Origin of the sequence: Serratia sp. LACPHL-BACT-2024-00286, assembly GCF_043109535.1 — a bacterium.
Classification (GTDB): Bacteria; Pseudomonadota; Gammaproteobacteria; order Enterobacterales; family Enterobacteriaceae; genus Serratia; species Serratia sarumanii.
In genome coordinates this window covers 593,521-619,258 of the sequence record NZ_JBICNA010000001.1, presented here as the reverse complement: position 1 = coordinate 619,258, position 25,738 = coordinate 593,521, and the positions used below count along the sequence as shown (strand labels likewise).

24 protein-coding genes are annotated in these 25,738 nt (G+C 60.4%); 11 read left to right on the top strand and 13 right to left on the bottom strand.

Translation table 11 applies throughout. From position 1 onward, the window contains the following. The 3 genes from ACF8MC_RS03000 to ACF8MC_RS02990 all read right to left on the bottom strand — a co-directional run bounded on the left by ACF8MC_RS03000 (position 1) and on the right by ACF8MC_RS02990 (position 3,955). Positions 1-198, bottom strand: coding sequence for a YnbE family lipoprotein (locus ACF8MC_RS03000; RefSeq protein WP_025302979.1), 198 nt, complete (start codon positions 196-198; stop codon positions 1-3). Further along, positions 195-2,807: a YdbH family protein gene (locus ACF8MC_RS02995; protein WP_164104987.1), complete on the bottom strand. Its 2,613-nt coding sequence runs from the start codon at positions 2,805-2,807 to the stop codon at positions 195-197. Before ACF8MC_RS02995 ends, ACF8MC_RS03000 begins: the two co-directional genes overlap by 4 nt. Positions 2,808-3,124: 317 nt before the next feature. Beyond that, positions 3,125-3,955, bottom strand: coding sequence for a LysR family transcriptional regulator (locus ACF8MC_RS02990; protein WP_033653062.1), 831 nt, complete (start codon positions 3,953-3,955; stop codon positions 3,125-3,127). Positions 3,956-4,094: 139 nt separating this feature from the next. Here ACF8MC_RS02990 and ACF8MC_RS02985 point away from each other — a divergent pair, with 139 nt between their 5' ends. The 3 genes from ACF8MC_RS02985 to hslJ all read left to right on the top strand — a co-directional run bounded on the left by ACF8MC_RS02985 (position 4,095) and on the right by hslJ (position 5,999). Further along, positions 4,095-4,385, top strand: coding sequence for a putative quinol monooxygenase (locus tag ACF8MC_RS02985; RefSeq protein ID WP_033648435.1), 291 nt, complete (start codon positions 4,095-4,097; stop codon positions 4,383-4,385). 142 nt (positions 4,386-4,527) lie between these two features. Next, positions 4,528-5,520: a 2-hydroxyacid dehydrogenase gene (locus ACF8MC_RS02980; protein WP_016927571.1), complete on the top strand. Its 993-nt coding sequence runs from the start codon at positions 4,528-4,530 to the stop codon at positions 5,518-5,520. Between the two features lie 50 nt (positions 5,521-5,570). Then, the gene (gene hslJ / locus ACF8MC_RS02975; RefSeq protein ID WP_164104988.1) at positions 5,571-5,999 is read left to right on the top strand and encodes a heat shock protein HslJ; all 429 of its coding nucleotides are present in this window, start codon (positions 5,571-5,573) and stop codon (positions 5,997-5,999) included. A gap of 29 nt (positions 6,000-6,028) precedes the next feature. On the opposite strand, the gene ACF8MC_RS02970 is transcribed toward hslJ, so the two are convergent. Both ACF8MC_RS02970 and ssmE read right to left on the bottom strand, forming a co-directional pair. Next, complete coding sequence (locus tag ACF8MC_RS02970; protein WP_015377999.1) at positions 6,029-6,283, bottom strand: DUF333 domain-containing protein; 255 nt, start codon at positions 6,281-6,283, stop codon at positions 6,029-6,031. A gap of 499 nt (positions 6,284-6,782) precedes the next feature. Beyond that, positions 6,783-7,115: a multidrug efflux SMR transporter SsmE gene (ssmE, locus tag ACF8MC_RS02965; protein ID WP_033634669.1), complete on the bottom strand. Its 333-nt coding sequence runs from the start codon at positions 7,113-7,115 to the stop codon at positions 6,783-6,785. Between the two features lie 238 nt (positions 7,116-7,353). On the opposite strand from ssmE, the gene nifJ reads away from it, so the two are divergent. The 3 genes from nifJ to ACF8MC_RS02950 all read left to right on the top strand — a co-directional run bounded on the left by nifJ (position 7,354) and on the right by ACF8MC_RS02950 (position 12,597). Further along, the gene (gene nifJ / locus ACF8MC_RS02960; RefSeq protein WP_060421234.1) at positions 7,354-10,887 is read left to right on the top strand and encodes a pyruvate:ferredoxin (flavodoxin) oxidoreductase; all 3,534 of its coding nucleotides are present in this window, start codon (positions 7,354-7,356) and stop codon (positions 10,885-10,887) included. Between the two features lie 226 nt (positions 10,888-11,113). Beyond that, positions 11,114-12,052, top strand: a complete 939-nt coding sequence (ttcA, locus tag ACF8MC_RS02955) for a tRNA 2-thiocytidine(32) synthetase TtcA (RefSeq protein ID WP_033634672.1) — start codon at positions 11,114-11,116, stop codon at positions 12,050-12,052. Positions 12,053-12,198: 146 nt separating this feature from the next. Next, complete coding sequence (locus ACF8MC_RS02950) at positions 12,199-12,597, top strand: VOC family protein (protein WP_033634674.1); 399 nt, start codon at positions 12,199-12,201, stop codon at positions 12,595-12,597. Positions 12,598-12,816: 219 nt separating this feature from the next. Here the strand turns inward: ACF8MC_RS02950 and zntB are convergent, their stop codons facing one another. Continuing rightward, a complete protein-coding gene (gene zntB, locus ACF8MC_RS02945; RefSeq protein WP_049234356.1) occupies positions 12,817-13,800 on the bottom strand; it encodes a zinc transporter ZntB in 984 nt (327 codons plus the stop codon). 50 nt (positions 13,801-13,850) lie between these two features. On the opposite strand from zntB, the gene ACF8MC_RS02940 reads away from it, so the two are divergent. From ACF8MC_RS02940 to ACF8MC_RS02930, 3 genes are all read left to right on the top strand, one after another. Further along, on the top strand, positions 13,851-14,660 hold the full coding sequence (locus tag ACF8MC_RS02940) for a hypothetical protein (protein ID WP_225845395.1): 810 nt from the start codon (positions 13,851-13,853) through the stop codon (positions 14,658-14,660). A gap of 5 nt (positions 14,661-14,665) precedes the next feature. Beyond that, entirely contained in the window at positions 14,666-15,703 is a 1,038-nt protein-coding gene (locus ACF8MC_RS02935) for a hypothetical protein (RefSeq protein WP_060387802.1), read from the top strand. A 194-nt stretch (positions 15,704-15,897) separates the two neighbouring features. Then, positions 15,898-16,146 carry a hypothetical protein gene (locus tag ACF8MC_RS02930; RefSeq protein WP_033648443.1) on the top strand — a complete coding sequence of 83 codons (249 nt, stop codon included), beginning with the start codon at positions 15,898-15,900 and terminating at the stop codon, positions 16,144-16,146. A 159-nt stretch (positions 16,147-16,305) separates the two neighbouring features. Here ACF8MC_RS02930 and ACF8MC_RS02925 read toward each other — a convergent pair whose 3' ends face one another. Further along, on the bottom strand, positions 16,306-17,940 hold the full coding sequence (locus ACF8MC_RS02925) for an ABC transporter substrate-binding protein (protein WP_164104989.1): 1,635 nt from the start codon (positions 17,938-17,940) through the stop codon (positions 16,306-16,308). A 158-nt stretch (positions 17,941-18,098) separates the two neighbouring features. Beyond that, entirely contained in the window at positions 18,099-18,449 is a 351-nt protein-coding gene (locus ACF8MC_RS02920) for a hypothetical protein (protein WP_015378006.1), read from the bottom strand. Between the two features lie 205 nt (positions 18,450-18,654). On the opposite strand from ACF8MC_RS02920, the gene mpaA reads away from it, so the two are divergent. Next, entirely contained in the window at positions 18,655-19,362 is a 708-nt protein-coding gene (mpaA, locus tag ACF8MC_RS02915; RefSeq protein ID WP_033648445.1) for a murein tripeptide amidase MpaA, read from the top strand. Positions 19,363-19,365: 3 nt separating this feature from the next. Here the strand turns inward: mpaA and ycjG are convergent, their stop codons facing one another. Next, entirely contained in the window at positions 19,366-20,340 is a 975-nt protein-coding gene (gene ycjG, locus ACF8MC_RS02910; RefSeq protein ID WP_164104990.1) for an L-Ala-D/L-Glu epimerase, read from the bottom strand. Between the two features lie 224 nt (positions 20,341-20,564). Here ycjG and tpx point away from each other — a divergent pair, with 224 nt between their 5' ends. Next, entirely contained in the window at positions 20,565-21,068 is a 504-nt protein-coding gene (gene tpx / locus ACF8MC_RS02905) for a thiol peroxidase (protein ID WP_004930536.1), read from the top strand. Between the two features lie 57 nt (positions 21,069-21,125). Here tpx and tyrR read toward each other — a convergent pair whose 3' ends face one another. The 4 genes from tyrR to pspD all read right to left on the bottom strand — a co-directional run bounded on the left by tyrR (position 21,126) and on the right by pspD (position 25,712). Further along, positions 21,126-22,697 carry a transcriptional regulator TyrR gene (gene tyrR / locus ACF8MC_RS02900; protein WP_033648446.1) on the bottom strand — a complete coding sequence of 524 codons (1,572 nt, stop codon included), beginning with the start codon at positions 22,695-22,697 and terminating at the stop codon, positions 21,126-21,128. A 312-nt stretch (positions 22,698-23,009) separates the two neighbouring features. After that, positions 23,010-24,071: a YcjF family protein gene (locus ACF8MC_RS02895; RefSeq protein ID WP_164104991.1), complete on the bottom strand. Its 1,062-nt coding sequence runs from the start codon at positions 24,069-24,071 to the stop codon at positions 23,010-23,012. Beyond that, positions 24,068-25,465, bottom strand: coding sequence for a YcjX family protein (locus tag ACF8MC_RS02890; protein ID WP_033653054.1), 1,398 nt, complete (start codon positions 25,463-25,465; stop codon positions 24,068-24,070). Before ACF8MC_RS02890 ends, ACF8MC_RS02895 begins: the two co-directional genes overlap by 4 nt. After that, positions 25,446-25,712, bottom strand: a complete 267-nt coding sequence (pspD, locus tag ACF8MC_RS02885; protein ID WP_031299672.1) for a phage shock protein PspD — start codon at positions 25,710-25,712, stop codon at positions 25,446-25,448. Before pspD ends, ACF8MC_RS02890 begins: the two co-directional genes overlap by 20 nt. Between the last annotated feature and the right edge of the window lie 26 nt (positions 25,713-25,738).

The window sequence follows — 25,738 nt, the reverse complement described above, 5'->3', positions numbered from 1 at the left end:
CTAGAACAGACCGCTTTGGGTTTTCAGCAGGTTTTCGACGTCCTTATCCACCTTGATATGAATTTCATGCTCGATCTTGACGTTCATATTGATGGTGATCGGATCCTTCGGCGTCGCCACCTCGATGCGCGGCACGCAGCCGCTCAGCAGCGAAACGCACAGCACCGCTGCCAGCGTCGACACACTCATGATTTTCATTGTTGCTCCCCAGGTTGTGAGAGGGCCTGCTCCAGCCACTCCTGTAAATTGTCGCCGAAGCGCAAACTGCGCCACAGCTGAAACACGTTTTCCTGATGCCGATAGTTCAGGATCACCTCGCGCTTGGCGTTCTTCTGCGGGTTGATGCCGTCGATACGCGCGCTCAGCGTCAGTTCGCCCAGGTTGTCGAGATCGACCCGGGCGTGCGAACGGTTGATTTCCATGTAGCGCAGCCAGTCGATCGCCGCGCCGGTCGCCAGGTTGTTGCTGCCGATGGCGTCGGCCATGTCTTTGTCCAGCCGCAGCGTCAGGGTGCCGGCGTTGGCGATCCAGCCGTTCTGCACCAGCCATTTCGGGTGGTTCAGGAACAGCGGCAGCTCACCGTCGACCCGGCCGGACATGGCGAACTGCTTCGGCTTCAGGGCGGTAAACAGCGCGCTGAGATCGACCTTGTCCAGCTTCAGCACCGCGGCGTCATGCTGCGGCAACCGCAGCGCCGACAGGCTGATATGCCCGTTGAGCATGTCCACGCCGACGTTGCTCAACGTCAGTGGCTGCCCTTCGCTATAAGGATAGGTGCCCTGCAGATCGGCGGAAATGTTCTGCATCTCGAACAGGTTGCTGAAAGACTTGATGCGCAGCGACACCGGCTGTTTGGCCCCCAGCAGCCACTGATGCTGCTTGAACCGGTACGACAGGATAAAGTCCAGGCCGCTCATTTCGCCGTCTTTCAGCCACATGCCGCCGTTTTTCACCACCCAGTGGCCGCCGGCCTCGAAGCCCTGCTCGCGAGCGGCGGAAAACGCCGACTGCGCATAAAACTCGCCGTCGCGCAGCGTGAGATTGAGATCCGGCGCGAGCAGCGGCTGGAAGACCTTCAGCGACTGTTTCGGCCACCAGGCTTCACCGCGCAGGCGTTCGCCGTCCCAACGGCCGCGCAGCGCGATCGGCCCGATCTGCTGTGCCTGCAGTTTGCCCTGCAGCTGGAAACTGTCCGGCGAAAGGCCGTTCACCTGCAGCGCCAGCACCGGCGCAGGCAGATGGCCGCCGTCGCTGAAGCTGACCTTATCCGCCGCCAGTTGCAGCTCGCCGTTGAACTGCGGGCTTTGTTCATCACGCCGCCAGCGCAGCGGCCGGTTGAGGCTCAGGCGCGGCGCGGCGACCGTCACCAAACCATACTTCAATTTATCGAAACCGGTGGAGAGCTTGTCGAGCACCAACTCGCTGTCCTGCCAGCGGCCGCTGCCGGCGACGTCCCAGGCGGCCTGCAGCGGCGGCAACCGGCCGTTGCCCCAGTAACGCCACTGCCAGTCGCCCTTGTCCGGCCAGAAATCCTGCGCCTGGCCGTCCAGGTGCAGCTTGAAGCGCCCCCAATAGCTGTCGCTGGCGTTCAGAATCGCCTGCAGGCGGCCGGTGATACCGGCGGCGGTCACCTTCACGCCCGCCAGCGGCAAACGCGCCTCTTCCAGCGTCATTTCCGGCGTCACCTTGCCCCACAGGCGCAACAGCGCCCCTGGCTGCAGCACCAGCGTCGGGTTGAGAATGCTGCCGCCGATCACGCCCGGAATCGACGCGGTGGCGGAGAAGTCGGCCAGATTGGCCTGACCGGTCAATTGGAAGCGCAGATCGCTGTCGGTCAACCCTACCTTGCCCGGCCCGAGGGTGAGCACCGCATTGCCCTTGCCGTTGTGGCCGGCGGTGATCACGTTCAGCCGCGCGCTGATCTCCGTTTCATCCCACCCTTTGCTCCAGTCGTGCAGCGCAACGCTCAGGCCGCCGTTCAACGGCTGCCCGCTGTACGGCCAACGCCACTCGCCCTGCCTGATGCTGACCAGCTGCGGCGCGACTTCCCACGGCAGCACCGCCAGCGGCCGATCGTCGCCTTTTTCGCTTACCGTCAACACGCCCTGCCGCTGTTGCCAGCGCATGTCCAGCAATACCGGTTTTTCCAGATAGGCGGTCTGCATTTCCCCCTGCAGCGCGCCCTGCGTCGGCAGGCTGGCCAGATCCAGCGGAATGGTTATCTTGCCGGCGAGACGCAGCGGTTGCGCGCTGTTGGGCGGGACGACGGTCAGGCTCTGCAACGTCAGCTGCTGTTTTTCATCCAGCTGCGCCTCGGCGCTGAGATTCGGCCCCTGATAATGCAGGCGTTGCCCGTCAGGGCCGGAGGAAAGCTGCAGCTTGCCGGCATAGCGCTGCCAGGGAACCAGCGTCAGGTCATTAATGGTGAGATCCAGCGGCGGCAGCTGTTGCTGCAGCTGATCGAGCGCCAGCGGCGCGCTGTTGGCGTCGCCGGCCGGCAGTTTTGACAAACAGGCGCTATCGACGCTGACCTTATCGCTCGACAGCTGCCAGCGGCCCTGGCGGTAAGCCAACCGCGTCGGCCCGACGTTGGCCAGCAGGCAATCTTGCGCGGTGAAACGCGCCCCCGCCAGCGCCAGGCCGCCCTGGCGCCAGTGCAATTTGCCCTGCAACTCCAGGCGGCTTCCCGCCGGCAACCAATGCGATAACACGCCCGGCAGCCAGCGCGGCAAAGTTTGCCACAACGCCAGCACCAGAATTGCGCAGCCCGCCACCGTCCCTATGAATACTTTTAATCGCCTGGTCATTAAATGATTGCTTCGTTCCTGAGTTAGGCATTGGTTAAGTCTATGCCTGAATTGACAATAATGATGGCATGAATTTGACATAGGGTGAAGCTGAGCGGGGTCGCAGCGGCGATTTGCACCTTTTTGGCGCAAACGTGTGCGGAGTTGTAGATTTTCGTTACATATGCATCACATAAACAGGACAGTTTTCAGACTTTTGTTATTGTCGTTGCCATTGATGATTAATAGTCTTGCAACCATTCTAATAAAAGTTCAGCTGCTAGCTAACTGTGTACTAGAGAAGCCATTCCCCACACCCCCGTGGGGATTTTTTTGCCTTAATGCCGAATCACGGCGTCAATAAAATCGTGCAAAATGCGGCTGTCGCTCGCTTTACGCCAGATAGCATAAATATCGCTGCGCATTTCATTCCCGCATTCTATGTATGCAACCTTTCGCTGCCGCGCCAGGCTTTCGGGCACAAACGCATAGCCTAATCCCGCTGTTACGCAGGCAAATATCACGTCGTAGCATTCCACCTCCAGCAGCGCGGCGGGGATGACTTGCTGCTTCTGCAGCCAGGCGTCCACCAGATGGCGATAGTGGCATTGCCGCGAATAAACATAGAGATCGCTTTTTGCCAACAACGCCGGCCGACATGCCCCGCCAATGAAGACCAAACGCTCCTGGAAAGCACGCCGGCTCTGCATCTGCGGATGTTCGATCGGCCCATCTGAAAACACCACGTCCAGCGCCCCTTTTTGCAGCTGAAACTCCAGATCCAGCGAATATCCCTGCACCACACTCAGCTGAACGCGGCGATTTTGCGCACGGTAATGGGCCAACTTTTGCGGCAAATGATGACTCAACGCGATATCCAGCGCGCCAAGCCTCAGTTCGCCCTGCACCGGATCCTGTTCAAACTGCGCTCGCGCCCGCTCTTCGATAGCCAAAAAGCGCTTGGCCTTATGGTAAAGCGCCCGGCCTTCCGGCGTGAGCGACAACCGATTGCGCTCACGCTCGAACAGCGTGACGCCGCACGCCATTTCCAGCTCTTTTAATTTCTTGGTCACGTTAGAGGGCACGCAAAACAGCCGCTCCGCCGCGGCCGTGAGACTCTCCGACTCCACCACCATGCAAAAGGTGGCTAACTGGGCACGTTTAAACATCTTAAGCCTTCACCAAAAGTGAACGATTCACGAACTTTATTTCACTTTTAGTCAGCCATCAAGTCCGTAAAATCCTCGCTGTCAGCACAATGCTGCCCCTGGAGATATCCAGTTTCATTACCGACCGAGGAAATCAATCATGATTACGCTCAACGTCTTTTTTCAGGTCAATCCGGCCAAGCGGCAAGCGTTTCTGAGCCTGCTCAACACCATGGTGCAGGAATCCAATAAAGAAACCGGCTGCTCTTTTTACCAGCTTTGGCAATGCCAGAGCGATGAGAACAGCTACGCGCTGATCGAAAACTGGGACGATAAGGCGGCGCTTTCAGCACACCAGAAAACGCCTCATTGGATCGCCTTTAACGATGTCGTTAACAGTTATTTGACCCATGATTACGATGAGCATCATTACACGGAAATCGCTCGTTAAAACCGCGTGAACCGGCCCAATGCGGGCCGGTTTCACTCCCCTGTCTGATAGAACAAGCCCCGCGCGGGACAAACTGCTAACCAATTGTCGAATTTACTAAAATCTGTTAAATTGATCACAAAATCACGGTGGAGAAACCACGATGAAATTGGCGATATACAGTACCAAACAGTATGACCGTAAATATCTCGAACTGGTGAATCAGCAGTTTGGCTATGAGCTGGAATTCTTCGACTTTTTACTCAGCAAAAAAACCGCCAAAACGGCCGCCGGTTGCAAGGCGGTGTGTATCTTCGTCAACGACGACGGCAGCCGTGAAGTGCTCGAAGAACTGGCGGCGCTGGGCGTCGAAATTCTCGCCCTGCGCTGCGCCGGTTTCAATAATGTCGATCTGGACGCCGCCAAAGAACTGGGCATCAAGGTGGTGCGCGTGCCGGCCTACTCACCGGAAGCCGTGGCGGAGCACGCGGTAGGCATGATGATGTGCCTGAACCGCCGTATTCACCGCGCCTATCAACGCACCCGCGACGCCAATTTCTCGCTGGAAGGGCTGATCGGCTTTAACATGCACAACCGCACCGCCGGCGTGATCGGCACCGGTAAAATCGGAGTGGCGACGATGCGCATTCTGAAAGGCTTCGGTATGAAGCTGCTGGCTTACGATCCGTTCCCGAGCGAACAGGCGCTGGAACTGGGCGCGGAGTATGTCGACCTGAAAACGCTGTACGCGCAGTCCGACGTGATCACCCTGCACTGCCCGCTGACGCCGGAAAACCACCATCTGCTGAATGCCGACGCCTTCGCGATGATGAAAAACGGCGTGATGGTGATCAACACCAGCCGCGGCGCGCTGATCGACTCCACCGCCGCCATCGACGCGCTGAAGCAGCAGAAAATCGGCGCGCTGGGAATGGACGTTTACGAGAACGAACGCGATCTGTTCTTCGAAGACAAGTCTAACGACGTGATTCAGGACGACGTGTTCCGCCGCCTCTCGGCCTGCCACAACGTGCTGTTTACCGGCCATCAGGCCTTCCTGACCGAAGAGGCGCTGACCAGCATTTCGCAAACCACGCTGCAGAACATCAGCCAGTTGGATCGCGGCGAAGCCTGCCCGAACCAGTTGAACGCCTGAGCGTCACCTCGGGGCGCCCTTGCGGCGCCCTGTTTATTTGAGAGAACGCGATGAGAAAAACCACGGTAGCCGCCCTTGCGGCGCTGGCTTTAGCGGGGTGCAGCATGAAACCACATACGGCCGTCACGCCAGGCGATCTGCTGCATCACAACTTCGTGTTGCAGAGCGTGGATGGCGAAACGGCGAAGCCACCGGCGGGCGGCGGCCTGCTCAATCTGGAGTTCGGCGAGAACCTGCATGTCTCCGGCGCGATGTGCAACCGCTTCTTCGGCCAGGGGCAATTACGCGACGGCGTGCTGACGGTGAAACCGCTGGCCACGACGCGCAGGCTGTGCCCTGATGAACAGCGCAACCGCTGGGATCGAGTGATCGCCGCCGTGCTGGAAAACGGCGCCGAAGTGACGCTAAACGCCCAGCAGCTGACGCTCAACGGCAGCGGCCACACGCTTATCTATACCCTGCGCGATTGGGTGTATTGATCCTGCGCGCCAGGCCTGGCGCCGCGGGCTTACCCGGCGCAGCTGCCCAGGCCCAGCGTGCGTTCTTCGCACTGCTTGCCGTTCGGCATTTGGCACATGCGCAGCGCTTCACCGTTCAGGTTGTGCGCGATGGTGGTGACGCCGCCGACCGCCGCGCAACCGGCGCTGGTCTGCAACGTATTGATTCTGGCACTGTTGCCCTGCTGTACTGGCTCTTCGTTATTGCTGCTGCAGGCGGCTAAAAGCAGCACGGCGCTGGCAAGCAGCCATTTTGATGTCGTCATTATCCCACTCCTGAACCCGGAACTGCGCTGTGTAAAATCGCCATTGCTGATAACGCGCGTCACTTGGCGGACACGTTTCGCTATCTTTGATGCAAACTTGTTTAATCTAGCTCGATATATAAATAATGAAAATATATTCCAGCCATTATTTGTCGTTTTTTTGCGTCGGCCGGACATTTATTTTGTTTGCAGAATATTTCCGCACCGGCGCGCGGTGCCAAACGTGACGGCGCCACCCGCTGCCAGGCTTCGGCCGCACGCAGAAAGTGATAACGTCACCGCTGCCGACCAGGAAGTTTTTCCGGCGATATCGCTATTCATTATCTTCGCGTGCTTTCAGTGAAACGGCGCATTTTTTGCTACCGGAGAGGACGATATTTGCGTCTATGCTGGCGGCGCTAAGTAATTAGCATTCCACTATTTTCAGTGAATGATGGCTGAATTCTTCAACCGGCGCGACTCGCTGTCGCGCCGGCATTTTTTCACATTAAAATAACACTCAGTGCACCGTGGCTTTCGACAGTAAATTAATCACCAGCACGCCGGCAATAATTAATCCCATGCCGACGATCGCCGGCCAATCCAATTTTTGCTGATAAACAAATACCGCGGCGACCGACACCAGCACGATCCCCATGCCTGACCAAATCGCATACACGATGCCCAGCGGCATACTCTTGACCACCATCGACAGCCCCCAAAATGCCACGCCGTAGCCCAGCACCACCAGCAGCGACGGCCACAGGCGGGTAAAGCCCTCGGAAGCTTTCAACATGGTGGTGGCGATCACTTCCGCGACTATCGCCATCGTCAAATACATAAATGCGCTCATGATTTTCTTCTGTCAGTTTGCCGATGCGCAATTATGACGTGCCGGAAATAAATTGTCTTTAAACGGTGAAAACAATTTATTGCCGCCGGCCCCCAATCGACGAGGAAATAGGCCTTTGACGATTTGTCACCCGCCACACAAACACGATAAAGCCGCGTTCAAACCCTCTGTTAGACTTTTTTCCATTACTGCGAAAGTGCGCTTTCGCGGCTTTGAGAGCAATGAAAAGGTAACGCCGATGATAACTACAGATGGTAATAATGCAGTCGCTTCCGTGGCCTATCGCACCAACGAAGTGATTGCCATCTACCCTATCACGCCGAGTTCCACCATGGCGGAGCAGGCGGATGCCTGGTCCGGTGATGGCCGGCAAAACATCTGGGGCGATATTCCCCGGGTAGTGGAAATGCAGTCGGAAGGCGGCGCTATCGCCACCGTGCACGGCGCCTTGCAAACCGGCGCGCTGTCGACCTCGTTCACCTCATCGCAGGGTCTGCTGTTGATGATCCCGACGCTGTACAAACTGGCCGGCGAGCTGACGCCGTTTGTGCTGCACGTCGCCGCGCGCACCGTAGCCACGCACGCGCTGTCCATCTTCGGTGACCACTCGGACGTGATGGCGGTGCGCCAGACCGGCTGCGCCATGCTGTGCGCCGGCAGCGTGCAGGAGGCGCAGGACTTCGCGCTGATCTCGCAGACCGCCACCCTCAACGCGCGCGTGCCGTTTATCCATTTCTTCGACGGCTTCCGCACCTCGCACGAAATCAACAAGATCGTACCGCTCAGCGACGATACGCTGCGGCAAATGCTGCCGCAGGCGGCGATCGACGCTCACCGCAGCCGGGCGCTGTCGCCGGATCATCCGGTGGTGCGCGGCACTTCCGCCAACCCGGACACCTATTTCCAGTCGCGCGAAGCCACCAACCCGTGGTATGACGCCACCGGCCAGCACGTGATCGACGCCATGGCAGCCTTCGCCGCCCTCACCGGCCGCCACTATCGGCCGTTCGACTATTACGGCCACCCGCAGGCCGAACGCGTGGTGGTGGTGATGGGCTCCGCCGCCGGCACCTGCGAAGAGGTGATCGACACCCTGCTGGCCCGCGGCGAGAAAGTCGGCGTGCTGAAAGTCCGGCTGTTCCGGCCGTTCTCCGCCAAATACCTGCTCGACGCGCTGCCGGACAGCGTGCGCAGCGTCGCGGTGCTCGATCGCACCAAAGAACCGGGCGCGCTGGCCGAGCCGCTGTATCTGGACGTGATGACCGCGCTGGCGGAAGCCTACAGCCGGGGTGAGCGCGCCACGCTGCCGCGGGTGATCGGCGGCCGTTACGGCCTGTCGTCGAAAGAGTTCGGCCCCGACTGCGCGCTGGCGGTGTTCCGCGAGCTGGCCCAGCCGCAGCCGCGCCCGCGCTTTACCGTCGGCATCTTCGATGATGTCACCGGGCTTTCGCTGCCGCTGAGCGACGAAATCCTGCCGCAGCGCGCCTCGCTGGAAGCGCTGTTCTACGGTTTGGGCAGCGACGGCTCGGTCTCGGCCACCAAGAACAACATCAAGATCATCGGCAACGCCACGCCGCTGTATGCCCAGGGCTATTTCGTCTACGACTCCAAAAAGGCCGGCGGCCTGACGGTGTCGCACCTGCGCGTCAGCGAACAGCCGATCAACTCGGCCTACCTGGTCAGCCACGCGGACTTCATCGGCTGCCACCAGCTGCAGTTTATCGATAAGTACCAAATGGTCGAACGCCTGAAGCCCGGCGGCACCTTCCTGCTCAATACCCCTTACGGCGCCGACGAGGTCTGGTCGCGCCTGCCGCAGGAGGTTCAGGCGCTGTTGCACCAACGCCAGGCGCGATTCTATATCATCAACGCCGCCAAGCTGGCGCGCGAATGCCGGCTCGGCGCGCGCATCAACACCGTGATGCAGATGGCGTTCTTCCACCTGACGCAGATCCTGCCGAGCGACGTGGCGCTGCAACAGCTGCAGGACGCCATCGCCCGCAGCTACAGCAGCAAGGGCCAAGAGATCGTCGAGCGCAACTGGCAGGCGCTGGGCGCCACCCGCGCCGCGCTGACCGAGATCCCGCTGCAGCCGGTCGACGCCAGCAGCCCGATGCGCCCGCCGGTGGTCTCGGACGCCGCGCCGGACTTCGTCAAAACCGTCACCGCCGCGATGCTGGCCGGGCTGGGCGATGCGCTGCCGGTTTCCGCCTTCCCACCGGACGGCACCTGGCCGGTGGGCACCACCCAATGGGAAAAGCGCAACATCGCCGAAGCGATCCCGATCTGGCAGCCCGACCTGTGTACCCAGTGCAACCACTGCGTCGCCGCCTGCCCGCACTCCGCCATTCGCGCCAAGGTGGTTCAGCCGGCGGAGATGGAGCACGCCCCCGCCTCCCTGCAGTCGCTGGATGTCAAAGCGCGCGATATGCGCGGCCAGAAATACGTGCTGCAGGTAGCGCCGGAGGATTGCACCGGCTGTAACCTGTGCGTCGAGGTCTGCCCGGCGAAAGATCGCCAGAACCCGGAGATCAAGGCCATCAACATGGCTTCGCGCCTCGATAATCTGACGGCGGAAAAAGACAACTACGACTTCTTCCTGCAGCTGCCGGAAATCGATCCGGCGCAGCTGGAGCGCATCGACATTCGCACTTCGCAGCTGATCACGCCGCTGTTCGAGTACTCCGGCGCCTGCTCCGGCTGCGGCGAAACGCCGTACATCAAGCTGTTGACCCAGCTCTATGGCGACCGTTTGCTGATCGCCAACGCTACCGGCTGCTCGTCGATCTACGGCGGTAACCTGCCGACCACGCCTTACACCACCAACGCCGAAGGGCGCGGCCCGGCGTGGGCCAACTCGCTGTTCGAAGACAACGCCGAATTCGGCCTGGGCTTCCGTTTAACGGTCGATCAACATCGCGCGCGAGTGCTGCGCCTGCTGAATGCTCTGGCGCCGCAGCTGCCGGAGCGGTTGGTCAATGCCCTGCAGATGGGCGACGTGGCGCCGGAGCCGCGCCGTAAGCAGATCGCCGAACTGCGCACGCTGTTGGCCAATCTCGAAGGCGAAGACGCGCGCCAGCTGGCGGCCGGCGCCGACTACCTGGTGGATAAATCCATCTGGCTGATCGGCGGTGACGGTTGGGCCTACGACATCGGCTTCGGCGGTTTGGATCACGTCCTCAGCCTGACGGAGAACGTCAACGTGCTGGTGCTCGACACCCAGTGCTACTCCAACACCGGCGGCCAGCAGTCGAAGGCCACGCCGCTCGGCGCGGTGACCAAGTTCGGCGAACACGGCAAGCGCAAGGCGCGCAAGGATTTGGGCGTCAGCATGATGATGTACGGCCATGTCTACGTGGCGCAGATCTCGCTGGGGGCGCAGCTCAACCAAACGGTGAAAGCGATTCAGGAGGCCGAGGCCTATCCGGGGCCGTCGCTGATCATCGCCTACAGCCCGTGCGAAGAGCACGGCTACGATCTGGCGCTCAGCCACGATCAGATGAAACAGCTGACCGCCACCGGCTTCTGGCCGCTGTACCGCTTCGATCCGCGCCGCAGCGCCGAGGGCAAGGCCGCATTGGCGCTGGATTCGCGGCCGCCGAACAGCAGCCTGTCGGAAACGCTGCTGAAAGAACAGCGTTTCCGCCGCCTGAACGCGCAGCAGCCGGAAGTGGCCAGCGCGCTGTATCAGGCCGCCGAGAAAGAGCTGCAGGAGAAATACGATTTCCTCAGCCTGCTGGCCGGCAAGGCGGAAAAATCCGCCGCAGAGTAACCTCCCTCAGGGCGCGAGCGATTCGCGCCCTGTTCTTTTACCGCCGGCGTCAGCCGCAGCAAAAACCCGCTGGCATTCCTGCGCGCAATCCGTACCATACAGGCCTCGCGTCGGGCGCGTGGCAGCAGGATGATGAATAATGATCAAAAGCCGCCGGTTGAATGGTAAACTCGCGGCTACAACGCCATGCCCCTAGTGCCCCCCATTGAGAATGAGCACGATTTAAATGTCAGAAAAGCAATCCGTTAGCCAAAAAGAGCAGTACAACCTTAACAAATTGCAAAAGCGCCTGCGCCGCAACGTGGGCGAAGCGATCGCCGATTTCAATATGATTGAAGAAGGCGACCGCATCATGGTCTGTCTGTCCGGCGGTAAAGACAGCTACACCATGCTGGAGATCCTGCGCAATCTGCAGCAGAGCGCGCCGGTCAACTTCTCCCTGGTGGCGGTGAACCTCGATCAGAAGCAGCCCGGCTTCCCGGAGCATATTCTGCCCGCCTACCTGGAAAGCCTGGGGGTGGAGTACAAGATCGTTGAAGAGAATACCTACAGCATCGTCAAAGACAAGATCCCGGAAGGCAAAACCACCTGTTCACTGTGCTCGCGCCTGCGCCGCGGCATTTTGTACCGCACCGCCACCGAACTGGGCGCCACCAAGATCGCGCTGGGCCACCACCGAGACGACATTCTGCAGACGCTGTTCCTCAACATGTTCTACGGCGGCAAGATGAAAGGCATGCCGCCCAAGCTGATGAGCGACGACGGCAAGCACGTGGTCATTCGCCCGCTGGCCTACTGCCGCGAGAAAGACATCGAACGCTTCTCGATCGCCAAGGAATTCCCAATCATCCCATGCAACCTGTGCGGCTCGCAGCCTAACCTGCAGCGCCAGGTGATCGGCGATATGCTGCGCGACTGGGACAAACGTTACCCTGGCCGGTTGGAAACCATGTTCAGCGCCATGCAAAACGTGGTGCCTTCGCACCTGAGCGACATCAACCTGTTCGATTTCAAAGGCATTCACCACGGTAGCGCCGTGGTGGATGGCGGCGATTTGGCCTTCGATCGCGAAGACATCCCGATGCAACCAGTCGGCTGGCAGCCGGAAGACTCAGACGACGCGGTGCCAGCGCCAGAGCGGTTGAACGTGCTGGAAATCAAATAAGCCCCTCTCGCCGCTTGCCCACTGCAAGCGGCGACATCCCCCTCTCTCGACGATCTCGATCCTGTTCACAGTTTGCGCAAAATTTACTGGGCGGTGCCGTTTTTACCCTATACTGTTTATTTATACAGCCATATGGAGATCGCGCAATGAATATCACCCCCTGCCTGTCCCACGTCTCGCTGGGCTCCAACGATTTCGAGGCCGCCGCCGCCTTTTACGATCGCACGCTGGCCGCCTTGGGTTGCCGACGCGTGCTGGAGCATCCCGGCGCCATCGGTTACGGCCGCGACTACCCGGAGTTTTGGCTGCAGGTGCCGATCGACGGCCGGCCGGCCTCGCCCGGCAACGGCACGCACGTCGGTTTTTTCGCCACCAGCAAACAACAGGTGGATGAATTCCATCGCCAGGCGCTGCTGGCCGGCGCCGCCGATGAAGGCGCGCCCGGTTCGCGGCCGCACTACGGCGAGGCTTACTACGGCTGCTTTGTCCGTGATTTGGATGGGCACAAGATTGAAGCCAGCTTCTGGGATGAAAGCGCGGCCTGAAGAAAAGAGGAAAGCCGAATAAAAAAATGCCGGTGATTAAACCGGCATTGTACGAATCAAATGTGCTATGCAGTAATTCAAAAATAAGAAAGTAAGACAATTATGGAGCGCAACGCCCATCGCTTGACGTTGCATTCACCTGCGAGAGAGATCATGCCCCATTTCCCCCGGCTAAATGTTGATATTGCTCAATGTTAACCGGGTTTTCGTCATTTTTGCCTACAGCCAGCGGCTGCGCTTCAGCCACCAGGCGACGCCAAGCACCAACCCGCCCAGCATCAGGCAAAACGCCGCAAAACCGAGAGGATTGCCGCCGCCCGGAATGCCGCCAAGGTTGACCCCGAACAGCCCGGTCAGGAAGGTGGTAGGCAGAAATACCATCGCCAACAATGACATGGTGTAAGTGCGGCGGTTCATCGCATCGGCCATCACCGTGGTGATTTCGTCGGACAAGATGGCGGTGCGCGCGATGCTGCCGTCCAGATCGTCCAATCCCCGCCCCAGGCGATCGGCGATGTCCTGCATGCGGCGGCGATCGTCGTCGCTCATCCACGGCAGGCGGTCGCTGGCCAGCCGCGCGAAGACGTCGCGCTGCGGCGCCATATAGCGGCGCAGCACGATCAGCTGTTTACGGATCAGCGCCAGCTGGCCGCGCTCCGGCACCTGCTGCTCCAGCAATGCGTCCTCCAGATCGATGATCTTGTCGTGCAGATCCTCGATAAATTCGCTGGTGTGATCGGTCAACGCATCGGAAATTTCCACCAGCCAGCTGCCGCTGTTGGTCGGCCCGGCGCCGCTTTGCAGATCGTTCACCACCTGATCGATGGAATACACCTTGCGGTGTCGGGTAGAGACAATCAGTTTATCGGTGATGTACACGCGAATGGTGACCAGCTGGTCCGGCCGGGAATTGGCGTTGAAGTTGATGCTGCGCAGGGTGATCATGGTGCCTTCGCCCTGGCGGCTGACGCGCGGCCGTGAGCTTTCGCCGGAGAGCGCTTCGCGCACCGAGTCCGGCAGCAGCGGCGTGGTGCTCAGCCATTCGGCGCTGGCCGGGTGCGCGTAATCAAGATGCAGCCAGCACGGCGCGTCGCAGGTGATCTTGTCATCCTGCCCGATCGGCGTGACGCCGCCCTTGCCGTCCAGCTGGTAGGCGTAAACCGCATCGGCGATCTGCAGCTCGCTCCCCTCAATCACATCCATTCATTTATCCCCTCAGTCTTGCTTATGTTGCTGAGTCTAGCGTTAACGCCTTGGAGATCAAAGGCCAAGCTGTAACGCCAGTTTTCACGTTGTCCTATAAGCGTGGTCTATACTTCTGCCGCAAGGAACGCAAGACAGCCCGAGAGGAGACTCGCATGTTACAAATCAGCGCCGCGGATATTTTGAAAATCGTCTTACCGACCGTCATTACGCTGTTTATCGCCGTCGTCAAAACCCCTTTTCGCATTCGGCGGGAAAACCGCGATAAGCTGCTGAACCTGCTCGAATCCGTCGAGAAGCGCCAGAGCGCCCCCATACGCCTGTTGCGATTTCGCGACTATCTCGGCAACAGCAGCGCCGGCCTTACTGCGCTGCAACTGCTGCTGGCATTGCCGGACAGCGTAGCGGCGCTGGAACGTTATCGCTTCACCGGTGGCCGCCAGCAAATCTTGCGCGCCACGTCCGCGGGCTTCGTTTTGCGGCCAAGCGCCAATAACGCCTTCAAACGTTTCCTGCTTTCGTGTCGCTATTTTTTGCTGTATTTGCTGTTCGTCACGCTGCTGGTACTGTTCCCCGCGTTGACTCAATGGGGACTGCAGCAGTCAGGGGTATTGATTACGCCCCATTCACTCAGCTATCTGCCTAATGCGCGCATCACCGACGGCTGGACGTTGCTGTTCCCCGGCTTATTATTTATTATCATTATGTTCAGCCTGGCATACCTGACCTTCAGACAGCTGGCACGCGCGGGTAACCTCAGCTCGGAACGCGCCTTTTATCGCTACTACCAACGAGCGCGTGAGGAACAACGATGCCGGGAAGTCCTGAGACAAATGCGCACTGCGCTGCGCCGAGCCTGACGAGAATGCGCCGCCTGCGGTGCATCGCAATGGCCGCCCTGCTGCTGTTCGGCCAATCGGTTCGTGCAGAGCCGGTGTTGGAGCGCCTCGCCACGCCCTATCGCGCGCCGACGGCGGCCGGTTCCCTGCCTTATTTTGTCGCTCACGCCCGATCCCCCCAGCCGCGTAGCGCACTGGTGGTGATGCACGGCCATCCACGCGACGCCGCCAGGACGTTGCAAGCGGCGATCGACGCCGCGCAGGGAGCGGGAGACAGCAGCTTGCTTGTCGCCCCGCTGTTTCAGGTACCGGTAAAACTCGCCGCCCACTGCCATTCCGCCGGTCTGCCCCAGCCGCAAGACGGCGACGCCCTGTGGCGCTGCGGCTCCTGGATCGAGGGCGATTTGGATAATGGCGGGAAGACCGGCTCATTTAACGCCATGGATAACCTGCTGGCCGATCTGAAACGGCGCTGGCCGTCGCTGCAGTCGATAACCGTGGCCGGTTTTTCCGCCGGCGCCCAGTTCGTGCAGCATTATGTCGGCTTTGCCCAGCCGCCACGCGGAGTGCGTCTGCGCTATGTGGTGGCCGATCCCGGCAGCTGGCTCTATTTTGATCGCCTGCGCCCTCTGCCCACCAGTTGGGGAAACTGCAGCAGTGAAGAAACCTGCCGTTTTCGCTGGCAAACGCTGGACGCCGGCCATTGTCCGCAGGCCAACCGATGGAAATACGGTCTGGAAGCGTTTCCCGCTCACCTGCAGCGCACCGCCGACGCGGCTCGTCGGCGTTACGCCGCCGCCGATATCACCTATCTGGCCGCCGCCGAGGATACCGGCGCCGCGCCGGGCGCCTACTATCGGATACTTGACAAATCCTGCGCCGCCCAGTTGCAGGGCCCCTATCGATTGCAGCGCGCCCTGGCCTACGCCGACTACGATCGGCATTACCTGGCGCCGGAGAAGCCGCATCGGTTAACGATCGTTCCCGGCTGCGGGCACAACGTCGCCTGCGTATTTTCCGCCCCGGCGGCCAGGCAGGCGCTTTTCCCCATTAATGCAGACTAATAATAACGGCAATGAAATAAACCTTTGCCGACAAATCAGGCAATATCGCTGATAAAGCGCTGGCAATGCCGTTATTATTATGACTTAACATATTGCTATCATTTTTAATTCAAAATGATAATAACAAATCAACACAAAGCTGTTTCAGCGCAAATTTTAGGGGCATATACTTTTCTCACTACGAGGAGGTAGTTATGTTACGCGACCATTTAAAAATAAACGCCAGCGATACGCTGGAAAAAATCAGCAATATCCATTTGCAAAACCAGGGCCAGGAAGAGATCAGTGAGTTTGTGGTGAAAAACGCCGCCGGCCTGCAGATTGGCAAGGTCTCCGTCCACGATCGTTTCAGCACCCGACGCTCGTACCCCACCAGTTACCGCATCACTCAAACCGACATGAACGGCCGGGTGGTGGTGGATGCCATGCGGGACTGTCTATAAGCGTAACCATTCTCTGAAATAGCGAAAATACTGTGATGATGGCAACCCTGTTTATTATTAAACGGGGTTTATCGCGTGAAATAATTAATTATCTTCTTAGTTTCATCGTCGAAAAAAAATAAAGCCCCCGCATCAAGCGAGGGCGATAATTAAAGCGACTCAGTGTTTGATGATATACATCGTCTGGCTGTAGGCCACGTCTTCCGGATTGGTGATCGGGTAGCCTTTTACCCACGGCTTGATCAGGCGGCCGTTGGTGTACTGGTAAATCGGCGCGATCGGCGCCTGATCGGCAATGATCTGCTCCATCTTGTTGTAATCGGCGGTCACCGCCGCCGGATTGGTTTCCCGCCCCGCCTGCGCCAGCAGCTTGTCATAGTCCGCGTTCTTGAACTTGGCGATGTTGCCGCTGTGGGTCGAGGTCAGCAGCGACAGGAAGGTCGACGCTTCGTTATAGTCACCTACCCAGGAGGCGCGGATCACGTCGAAATTGCCGGTGTTGCGGCTGTCGATGTAGGTTTTCCATTCCTGGTTCTGCAGCTTGACGTCAATCCCCAGCTTCTTCTTCCACATCGAGGCCACGGCGATGGCGATCTTCTGGTGGCTTTCCGAGGTGTTATACAGCAGCGTCAGCTTCAGCGGGTTGTTCGGGCCGTAACCGGCCGCCTGCAACAACGCCTTGGCCTGCGCGTCCAACTCCGCCTGCGATTGCTGTTGCAGCAAGCTCACTTCCGGTTTAAACCCGGCTGTCACGTCCGGCGTGAAGTGATAGGCCGGTTTTTCGCCGGTGCCCAGCACTTTTTCGGCGATAATCTTGCGATCGATGGCATAGGACAAGGCCTGGCGCACCCGCACGTCGTTGGTCGGCGCGCGCTGGGTGTTGAACGCGTAGTAATAGGTGCCGAGCTGATCCGGCGTATACACCTGCCCCGGAATGTCTTTCAGCAGCTTCTGATACATGTTTTTCGGGAAGGATTCGGTGATGTCGATATCACCCGCCAGGTAACGCTTGGTGGCGTTGGATTCCTGGTTGATCGGCACGAAGGTCACTTTGGTCAGCACGGTACGCGCATGATCCCAGTAATGGTCGTTAGGCGTCAGCACCAGCTTCTCGTTCACCACCCGCTCCTGCAGTTTGAACGCGCCGTTGCCCACCAGATTGCCGACCTTGGTCCAGTCGTTGCCGTATTTTTCCACCACTGCCTGATTCACCGGGAACAGGCTGAAGTTGGCCGTCAGGCTGACGAAATAAGGCACCGGTTTGTCCAGCTGCACTTTTAGCGTGTAGTCGTCCGGCGCCGACACGCCCAAGCGATCGGCCGGCAATTTGCCGCTGATGATCTGTTCGGCGTTCTGGATCCCCGCCAGCTGCGCGAACCAGGCGAACGGCGACAGGTTTTTCGGCTCTACCAGCCGCTGCCAGCTGTAGACGAAGTCCTTCGCCGTGACAGGGTCACCGTTTGACCACCGCGCGTCTTTGCGCAGATGGAAGATATAAGTCTGGTTGTCGCTGGTCTGCCAACGCGTAGCCACGCCGGGGATCACTTTCCCGCTGGCGTCCTGATTGACCAGCCCTTCGAACAGATCGCGCGCCAGCTGGGCCTCCGGCAGGCCAACCGCTTTGATCGGATCGAGCGAGGCCGGTTCGTCTTTAATATGGCGCACGATTTCCTGTTTGGCCGCCAGCGCGGTGCCCGGGGGAACCTGCGCCGCCATGGCGCTGCTCATACAGGCGCCGATCGCCGCCGCGCAAAGCGCCAAACGAAAACCTCGTTGCATTTTTCTTCCCGTCATTATGATGTTCCCCCGTTAACCATCTGAATTTTTTATCATATAGCACAAGATCCGTCCGGCCTAGCGCTCACGGCCGAGAAGTTGCAAAAAGTGCGATTCAGGCGATAAAAAACCCGTGCGGCGCAGGGCGGCACGGGCGGTGTTTGCAGCAGCGACCGTCAGTCGTACAGGTGGATGCTGTTGATGCGGTAGCTGAACTCTTCGCCTTCTTCTTCATCGAACACGGTGAAAAAGCCTTTCTCGGCCAGCGGACGGGCCGAAATATCGGTTTTTTGCAGCTGGCGCGCGTCGGCGTCGTCGTAGCCGTAATCGAGGTAGAAGGCATCTTTCTGGTAATCGATATGCAGGGTGAACGGATAGTTCGATTCATCCCCGCGCCCGTCGTCGTTTTTCACCACGCCGAACCACTCCCCCTGGCGGATCTGGTTTTCAGCGTCCACGCCGCACAGCAGCGTGATGGTGTCATTTTCATTTTCGCTATAGCTGGCGATGATTCTGGCTACTGGCATGTTAAATCCTCTTGCGGGTGATTGGCTTAGCACTGCCGTTAGTATAACAACAGCGTCAGGCCAGGTGCGGTTTAATTGGCGTTTTCGCCGCCGCCGCGTCACAGATCGCGCAAACGCCGCACAATTGCGATGGGAAAGATGTCTCAAAGCGTAATACACTGAATAAAATGACAATGACTCTCACCTTTAATCCAGGGACAACACCATGACCGAACATCGACCACGCAGTGAACGTGGCCAGTTGGCCATCGCAGGAGAGAACTACGGCAGCTCGCTGCTGGGCGCGCCGCTGCTCTATTTCCCGGCGGCGAGCAGCGGCCCGCAGACCGGGCTGATCATCGCCGGCACCCACGGCGATGAGAGCGCCGCCATCGTGACCCTGTCCTGCGCGCTGCGCAGCATCGCCCCCGAGCGGCTGCGGCACCACGTGGTGCTGGCGGTCAACCCCGACGGCTGCCAACTTGGGCTGCGCGCCAATGCCAACGGCGTCGATCTGAACCGCAACTTCCCGGCCGCCAACTGGCGCTCCGGCGACACCGTCTACCGCTGGAACAGCGCGGCGCCGGTGCGCGACGTCAAGCTCTCCACCGGCGGGCGCCCCGGTTCCGAACCGGAAACCCAGGCGCTGTGTCACCTGATCCATCGCCTGAAGCCGCACTGGGTGGTGTCGTTCCATGAGCCGCTGGCCTGCATCGAAGATCCCGCCAGCTCGCGGCTCGGCGTTTGGCTGGCGCACAAGTTCGAACTGCCGCTGGTGACCAGCGTCGGTTATGAAACGCCCGGTTCGTTCGGCAGCTGGTGCGCGGATCTGTCGCTGCCGTGCATCACCGCCGAATTCCCGCCGATCTCCGCCGATGCCGCCAGCGAGCGCTACATCGACGCGATGACCGAGCTGCTGACCTACCCGAATTAATCCTTACGGGGCGATATCGACGATCGCCCCGCATTCGAACGCTAGGCCTGGCTCGACGTCACGCGCCAGCCAGGTCGGGCCGTCCAGATCGACGAAGCGCGCCGCCGGCGCCAGCGGCAAGGCGGCGGATATCGCCCGCGACGTGCACAACATGCAGCCGAGCATGATGTCGAACCCTTGTTCGCGCGCGGCCTGCGCCAGCGCCAACGCCTCGGTCAAGCCGCCGGTTTTGTCCAGTTTGATATTGACCATCTGATAGCGCGGCGCCAGCCGCGGCAGATCGGCGCGGGTGTGGCAGCTTTCATCGGCGCAGATCGGCAGCGGATGAATAAAGTGCTCCAGCGCGGCGTCGTCACCGGCCGGCAGCGGCTGCTCCAGCATCGCCACGCCGAGATCGGCCAGCAGCTGGCAGCGCGCCGCCAGCCCTTCCGCCTGCCAGGACTCATTGGCGTCGACGATCAGCGTCGCCTGCGGCACCGCAGCGCGGATCGCCACCAGTCGTTCGCTGATATAGTGATCGTCGAGTTTGATCTTCAGCAGCGTGGCACCCTGCCGCTCCAGTTCGCGCGCGGCGAAGGCCATCGCTTCCGGCGTGCCGATGCTGACGGTCTGCGCCATACGGATATGCGCCGGAGCCACCACGCCGCTGCGCTGCCACAGGCTCTGCCCGTGCAGGCGGCACTCCAGATCCCACAGTGCCGAATCCAGCGCGTTGCGGGCGGCGCCCGCCGGCATCTGCGCCAGCAGCTGCTCGCGGGTTATGCCTTGTGCGATCGCCGGCGCCATCTCTGCCAGCTGCGCCATCACCGATTCCTCGCTCTCGCCGTAACGCGGGTACGGCGTGCATTCACCGGTGCCGCGCACGCCCTGCTGTTCGATTTCGACCACCACCACCCGGGCTTCGGTGCGGCTGCCGCGCGCAATCACGAAGGCGGTATGCAGCGGCCAGGCTTCCGGGTAAAAACGCATGTCTCTCATAACGGCTCCTGAGCGAAAACTGCGCATTCAGCCCGGCTGATGCGCGGTGATGTTTTATAGAACAGCCTAATATATACAACTATTTAGCAAACTTTGATATCCAATCCGCCCCGGTTGTCATAAACTGGCGCCAGGGTGTGAACCTGATGTTAAATGCCGTTGCCGGTGCGCCGTTTCATCAGGTTCATACCCTTTGTATAAACACCTGTAAAAGGAATCTAGCAATGACTCAGACAGTACATTTTCAAGGCAATCCGGTCAGCGTAGCGGGCAAACTGCCACAGCAGGGCGAACAGGCCAAGGCCTTCTCACTGGTTGCCAAAGACCTGTCAGACGTAGCGCTGAGCAGCTTCGCGGGTAAACGCAAAGTCCTGAACATCTTCCCAAGCATCGATACCGGCGTCTGCGCGACGTCGGTGCGTAAATTCAACCAGTTGGCCAGCGGCCTGGATAACACCGTGGTGCTGTGCATCTCCGCCGATCTGCCGTTCGCTCAGTCTCGCTTCTGCGGCGCAGAAGGCCTGAGCAACGTGGTCACCCTGTCCACCCTGCGCGGCGCCGAGTTCAAGCAGGCGTACGGCGTCGAAATCGCCGAAGGCCCGTTGGCGGGCCTGACCGCGCGTGCAGTCGTGGTGCTGGATGGCCAGGACAACGTGCTGTACAGCGAGCTGGTGAACGAAATCACCACCGAGCCGGACTACGACGCGGCGCTGGCTGCGCTGAAATAATAAAGCCGGCGAACGCTGGCTTTGGATACCCATTAAAGGCGCCGCAAGGCGCCTTTCTTATTCTTCGCCCTCGGCGCCGCCTTTGCGGCTGCTCAGGCCATACTCGCGCAGCTTGTTGGCGATGGCGGTGTGGGAAACGCCCAGGCGCTTCGCCAGCTTGCGGGTGCTGGGATAGGTGCGATACAGACGCGTCAGCACCGAGCGCTCGAAACGCTTGCTGATGTCGTCCAGCGAGCCGTCCAGCACCTCGTCGCCCAGCGACATCTCCACCTCGAACTCCGGCAACACGATATCCTGCGGCCGCAGTTCGTAGCCTTCGGTTTGCGTCAGCGCGCGGTAGATGGCGTTTTTCAACTGGCGTACGTTGCCCGGCCAGCCGTACTTGCTGAGGAAGCCGCCCAAATCGCTCGCCAGCTTGGGCCGCGCCACGCCCTGCTCATCGGCGAAGCGCGCCACGAACAGCTCGGTCAGCGGCATGATGTCCTGCGGACGTTCGCGCAGCGGCGGGATGGTGATGGTCAGCACGTTGAGGCGATAATAGAGATCTTCGCGGAATTCGCCGCGCTGCACCAGCTCGGTGAGGTTTTTCTGGGTGGCGCAGATCACGCGCACGTCGACGTGCACCTCATGCTCTTCGCCGACCCGGCGGAAGGTGCCGTCGTTAAGGAAACGCAGCAGTTTGGTCTGCATGCGCGGCGACATTTCGCCGATCTCATCCAGCAGCACCGAGCCGCCGTTGGCCTGCTCGAAGAAGCCCTTCTTGCCTTCCAGCGCGTTGGGATAAGCGCCCGGCGCATGGCCGAACAGCTCGCTCTCCACCACGTCATCCGGCAGCGCGGCGCAGTTCAGCGCCAGGAACGGCTGTTTGCCGCGCGGGCTGCGCAAATGGCAGGCGCGGGCCAGAATATCCTTGCCGGTGCCGGTATCGCCGACGATCAGCAGCGGCGCATCGAGCATCGCCAGCTTGCGCGCCTGCTCCAGCACGTGACGCATCTTGGCGCTCACCGCGACGATGTGGTCGAATTCGGTATCGTCGTTCACCGACAGATTTTGCAGCTGGCGGCCCATGCGCGCGGTGGACTTCAGCATCACCACAGCGCCGACCGCGGCCGGCTGCTGCTGTTCGTCTTCCAGATAGATGGGCGTGATGTCCATCAGGAAGTCCTGGCTGCGGATCACCACCCGCTCGGAGTGCGGCGCCGTATGCTCGCTCTCCAGCCAGCGGCTGAAGTTATAGCCGCCGATCAGCGCCCCGGCGGTCTGGTTGCGGATTTTGTCTTCGTTCAGGCTGAACAGCGCCTGCGCTGCCGGGTTGGCCAGCTCGACCTTGCCCTTCATGTCGATCGAGAACACCGGTTCCGGCATCGATTCCAGCAGCGCGCGCAGCGCGCGGTGCTCGCGTTCGGAAGGCATAAAGCTGACGGTGCGCACGTCGGTCACGCCGGCGATGCGGCGGATCTCCGCCATCAGCGCGCGGAAAGTATCGAACTCCAGCTGGGAGAAATTGAGGTAAATGCGGCCGATGGGATCGATCTCGATGCCACGTAAGTCAATGCTGCGCGATACCAAAAGATCGAGTAATTCTCGAGTGAGACCGAGGCGGTCTTCGCAAAATACTTCCAAACGCATCAGTGTTGGCCTTATCTCTGCAGGTGCGGGGATCGTTGACGATGATGATACTCCCTCGCACCGGGCGGTAGAAGCGATCTGTCAGCAAAAGTTGACAGAACTCTGATTTATTGCCGTGGTTGCTGATTTTAAACGCAAGCGAATAACAGCATCGGCGTCATTTTAGACTACAAACAGAGAGTTATCACAACCAGAATTAATTTTGCAGAGATTTATCACGCACTCGCAGGGGGATCGACTGTCGTCAAGTCTCGATTACGTCCGGCGTCGGCGCCGTTGAGAAAGCGGCGCTCCTGAGAGCGCCGTGCGGGATTATTTGGCCTTGCCGTCGCTCTTTTTCAGCGTGTCTTTCAACTGGCCGATCAGCTGGCTGCGGAAATCGCCAAGCTTCGGCTTTTCCCCTTCCAGCCACGGCAGCGGGCGGCACAGTTCCATCGCCTTGATGCCCAGCCGCGCGGTCAGCAAGCCGGCGCCGATGCCCTGCGCCGCGCGCGCCGACAGCCGCGCTGCCAGATCCTGCGACATCCAGTCCATGCCCACTTCGCGCACCAGCTCGGAAGCGCCGGCGAAGGCGATGTTCAACAGCACCAGCCGGAACAGACGAATACGGCTGAAGTAGCCCAGCTCGATGCCGTATAGCGCGGCGATGCGGTTGATCAAACGGATGTTGCGCCAGGCGATAAACGCCATATCCACCAGCGCCAACGGGCTGACGGCGATCATCAGCGTCGATTCGGCGGCGGAGCGGCTGATTTCGCGCCGCGCCTGGTTGTCGAGCACCGGCTGCACCAGTTTGGCGTACAGCTCCACCACTTCACGGTCATTTTGCGTTTCATGCAGCGAGGCCTGCCAGCGCTGCAGCGCCGGATGCCCCTGCTCCAGCCCGGCCTGACGCGCCAGCTTCTCGCAGAATTCGCGCCCCTGGCCCAGCCCGTGGCTGTGCAACAGCTCGCGCGCCACGTCGCGCTCTTCCGCGCGCTGGCGCAGCCGATACAAACGCCGCCACTCGGTGACCACCGAACCGACGCCGGCGAACACGATCAGGCCGCCGGCCACGCCGCCGCCCATGGCGATCCAGTCCTGCTGCACCCAGGCGGTATGCACCCACTGCACGCCCTGTGCCACCATGCTGACGCCGAACAGCGCCAGGCCAGCGGTGACCATTTTGCGCCACAGGCTGCGTTTCGGTTTCAGCGCGGCGTTAATGATGCCTTCGGCGCGCCCTTCTTCTTCTTCCTGCTGCAGCTCCGGCGCCGCCGGGAAAAAGCTTTCCGCCTGTTCGGCATCGAAAGCGACGCCGGCGCGCAACGCCGGCTCCTGCGGCGGCTGCAGCGGCTCGTCAAAATCGATACGCGGTTTGATCGGCTCGCTCATCGCAATTTGTCTCCCAATAAAAACTCCATCACCGCATCCAGACGGATGTGCGGCAACGGGCTGTCCACGCTCATGGCGCGTGGACGAAATTCATCGAAGTGGAACCCCTGGCTTTGCCAGAACGCCGGCCCCGGCAGGCGCGCGGGCACTTCGCCGGGGAACACCGTCAGCGGCGCGCCGTCACCGAGGCGGTTGCCCTTCAGCGCCGGAATGCGTTGCCCCTGATGATCGACGATGCCGCTCTCGGTCGCCTGCACCGAGGCCAGGCCGACGCAATCCATGCTGATGCCCTCGAACGCCGCATTCTGCCACGCCTCCTGCACCAGCTGTTGCAGCAACGACACCAGATTGGCGTGCTGATCGGCGGTGATATGATCCGCCTTGGTGGCGGCAAACATCAGTTTGTCGATGGTCGGCGAGAACAAGCGGCGAAACAGCGTGCGCTTGCCGTAATGGAAGCTCTGCATCAGTTGGGTCAGCGCCAGACGCATGTCGTTGAACGCCTGTGGGCCGCTGTTGAGCGGCTGCAGGCAGTCGACCAGCACGATTTGCCGATCGAAACGGACGAAGTGTTCTTTGTAGAAGTTTTTGACGATCGACTGGCAATAGTAGTTGAAACGAGCGCGCAACATGCCGATGTTGGTGTGTTTGTCGGCCTGCGCCAGCTTCGATTCGCCGATCGCGGCCACGTCGGGCCACGGGAAAAACTGCAGCGCCGGCGCGCCGGCCATGTCGCCCGGCAGCACGAAACGCCCCGGCTGAATGAAGTGCAGCCCTTCGCTTTTGCAGCGCAGCAGATAATCGGTGTAGGCCTGGGCGATCGCCGCCAGGCGGTTTTCGTCGGCCGGGGCCAGCGGATCGCAGGCCTTGCACAGCTCAAGCCAGGGTTTGGCCCATTCTGCGCGTTCGCCCTGCAGCAGCCCGGCCATCTGGCGCGACCAGGCCAGGTAATCCTGCTCGAGCATCGGCAGATCCAGCAACCATTCACCGGGATAATCGACGATCTCCAGGTACAGCGTGGAGGTGTCTTTGAAGTGGCGCAGCAGCGAGTCGTTGGAGCGGTAACGCAGCGCCAGACGGATTTCGCTGACGCCGCGCGTCGGCGTCGGCCAGGCCGGCGGCGTGCCGTAAAGCTGCGCCAGCCCTTCGTCATAGGTGAAACGCTGGATGCCGAGATCGCGCTGCGGGATGCGTTTGACGCCCAGCAGGCGCTCTTCGCGCGCCGGTGAAAACAGCGGCATGCGCGCGCCGCTGTGCACATGCAGCAGTTGGTTGACGAAGGCGGTGATAAAGGCGGTTTTGCCGCTGCGGCTCAGGCCGGTCACCGCCAGGCGCAGATGGCGATCCATTCCGCGGTTGACCAGCGAGGTTAACTCATTTTGCAGTCGTTTCATTGCTCTCCTTGACGTAACGCCCGAATGCCTTGTTCAGGCCTTTACGGAACAGCGGTTCCAGCACCAGCGCCAGCACGAAGCGCACCGGTTTGCGGCCGACGGTCTTCAACAGCCAGCCGGCGGCGCCCGCCGGGCCATAGTTCAATAACGCTATGATGATGACTTTAGCCAATGTCTTCAACATTGCCGCCGCTCCTCGTTTAAATCCACCCGTTCTGGCGGTGTTCGCAACATCGATTTTATTCATGACAATGCCCTCCGGCACAAGACGAT

Coding starts and splice junctions, on each gene's coding strand:
- nifJ (WP_060421234.1), top strand. CDS start 7,354: ATGATAACTACAGATGGTAATAATGCAGTCGCTTCCGTGGCCTATCGC.
- ttcA (WP_033634672.1), top strand. CDS start 11,114: ATGTCAGAAAAGCAATCCGTTAGCCAAAAAGAGCAGTACAACCTTAAC.
- ACF8MC_RS02935 (WP_060387802.1), top strand. CDS start 14,666: ATGCGCCGCCTGCGGTGCATCGCAATGGCCGCCCTGCTGCTGTTCGGC.
- ACF8MC_RS02970 (WP_015377999.1), bottom strand. CDS start 6,283: ATGACGACATCAAAATGGCTGCTTGCCAGCGCCGTGCTGCTTTTAGCC.
- tyrR (WP_033648446.1), bottom strand. CDS start 22,697: ATGCGTTTGGAAGTATTTTGCGAAGACCGCCTCGGTCTCACTCGAGAA.
- ACF8MC_RS02985 (WP_033648435.1), top strand. CDS start 4,095: ATGATTACGCTCAACGTCTTTTTTCAGGTCAATCCGGCCAAGCGGCAA.
- ACF8MC_RS02920 (WP_015378006.1), bottom strand. CDS start 18,449: ATGCCAGTAGCCAGAATCATCGCCAGCTATAGCGAAAATGAAAATGAC.
- ACF8MC_RS02950 (WP_033634674.1), top strand. CDS start 12,199: ATGAATATCACCCCCTGCCTGTCCCACGTCTCGCTGGGCTCCAACGAT.
- zntB (WP_049234356.1), bottom strand. CDS start 13,800: ATGGATGTGATTGAGGGGAGCGAGCTGCAGATCGCCGATGCGGTTTAC.
- hslJ (WP_164104988.1), top strand. CDS start 5,571: ATGAGAAAAACCACGGTAGCCGCCCTTGCGGCGCTGGCTTTAGCGGGG.
- ACF8MC_RS02890 (WP_033653054.1), bottom strand. CDS start 25,465: ATGAAACGACTGCAAAATGAGTTAACCTCGCTGGTCAACCGCGGAATG.
- tpx (WP_004930536.1), top strand. CDS start 20,565: ATGACTCAGACAGTACATTTTCAAGGCAATCCGGTCAGCGTAGCGGGC.
- ACF8MC_RS02930 (WP_033648443.1), top strand. CDS start 15,898: ATGTTACGCGACCATTTAAAAATAAACGCCAGCGATACGCTGGAAAAA.
- ACF8MC_RS02925 (WP_164104989.1), bottom strand. CDS start 17,940: ATGACGGGAAGAAAAATGCAACGAGGTTTTCGTTTGGCGCTTTGCGCG.
- pspD (WP_031299672.1), bottom strand. CDS start 25,712: ATGAATAAAATCGATGTTGCGAACACCGCCAGAACGGGTGGATTTAAA.
- ycjG (WP_164104990.1), bottom strand. CDS start 20,340: ATGAGAGACATGCGTTTTTACCCGGAAGCCTGGCCGCTGCATACCGCC.
- ACF8MC_RS02980 (WP_016927571.1), top strand. CDS start 4,528: ATGAAATTGGCGATATACAGTACCAAACAGTATGACCGTAAATATCTC.
- ACF8MC_RS02895 (WP_164104991.1), bottom strand. CDS start 24,071: ATGAGCGAGCCGATCAAACCGCGTATCGATTTTGACGAGCCGCTGCAG.
- ACF8MC_RS02990 (WP_033653062.1), bottom strand. CDS start 3,955: ATGTTTAAACGTGCCCAGTTAGCCACCTTTTGCATGGTGGTGGAGTCG.
- mpaA (WP_033648445.1), top strand. CDS start 18,655: ATGACCGAACATCGACCACGCAGTGAACGTGGCCAGTTGGCCATCGCA.
- ssmE (WP_033634669.1), bottom strand. CDS start 7,115: ATGAGCGCATTTATGTATTTGACGATGGCGATAGTCGCGGAAGTGATC.
- ACF8MC_RS03000 (WP_025302979.1), bottom strand. CDS start 198: ATGAAAATCATGAGTGTGTCGACGCTGGCAGCGGTGCTGTGCGTTTCG.
- ACF8MC_RS02995 (WP_164104987.1), bottom strand. CDS start 2,807: ATGACCAGGCGATTAAAAGTATTCATAGGGACGGTGGCGGGCTGCGCA.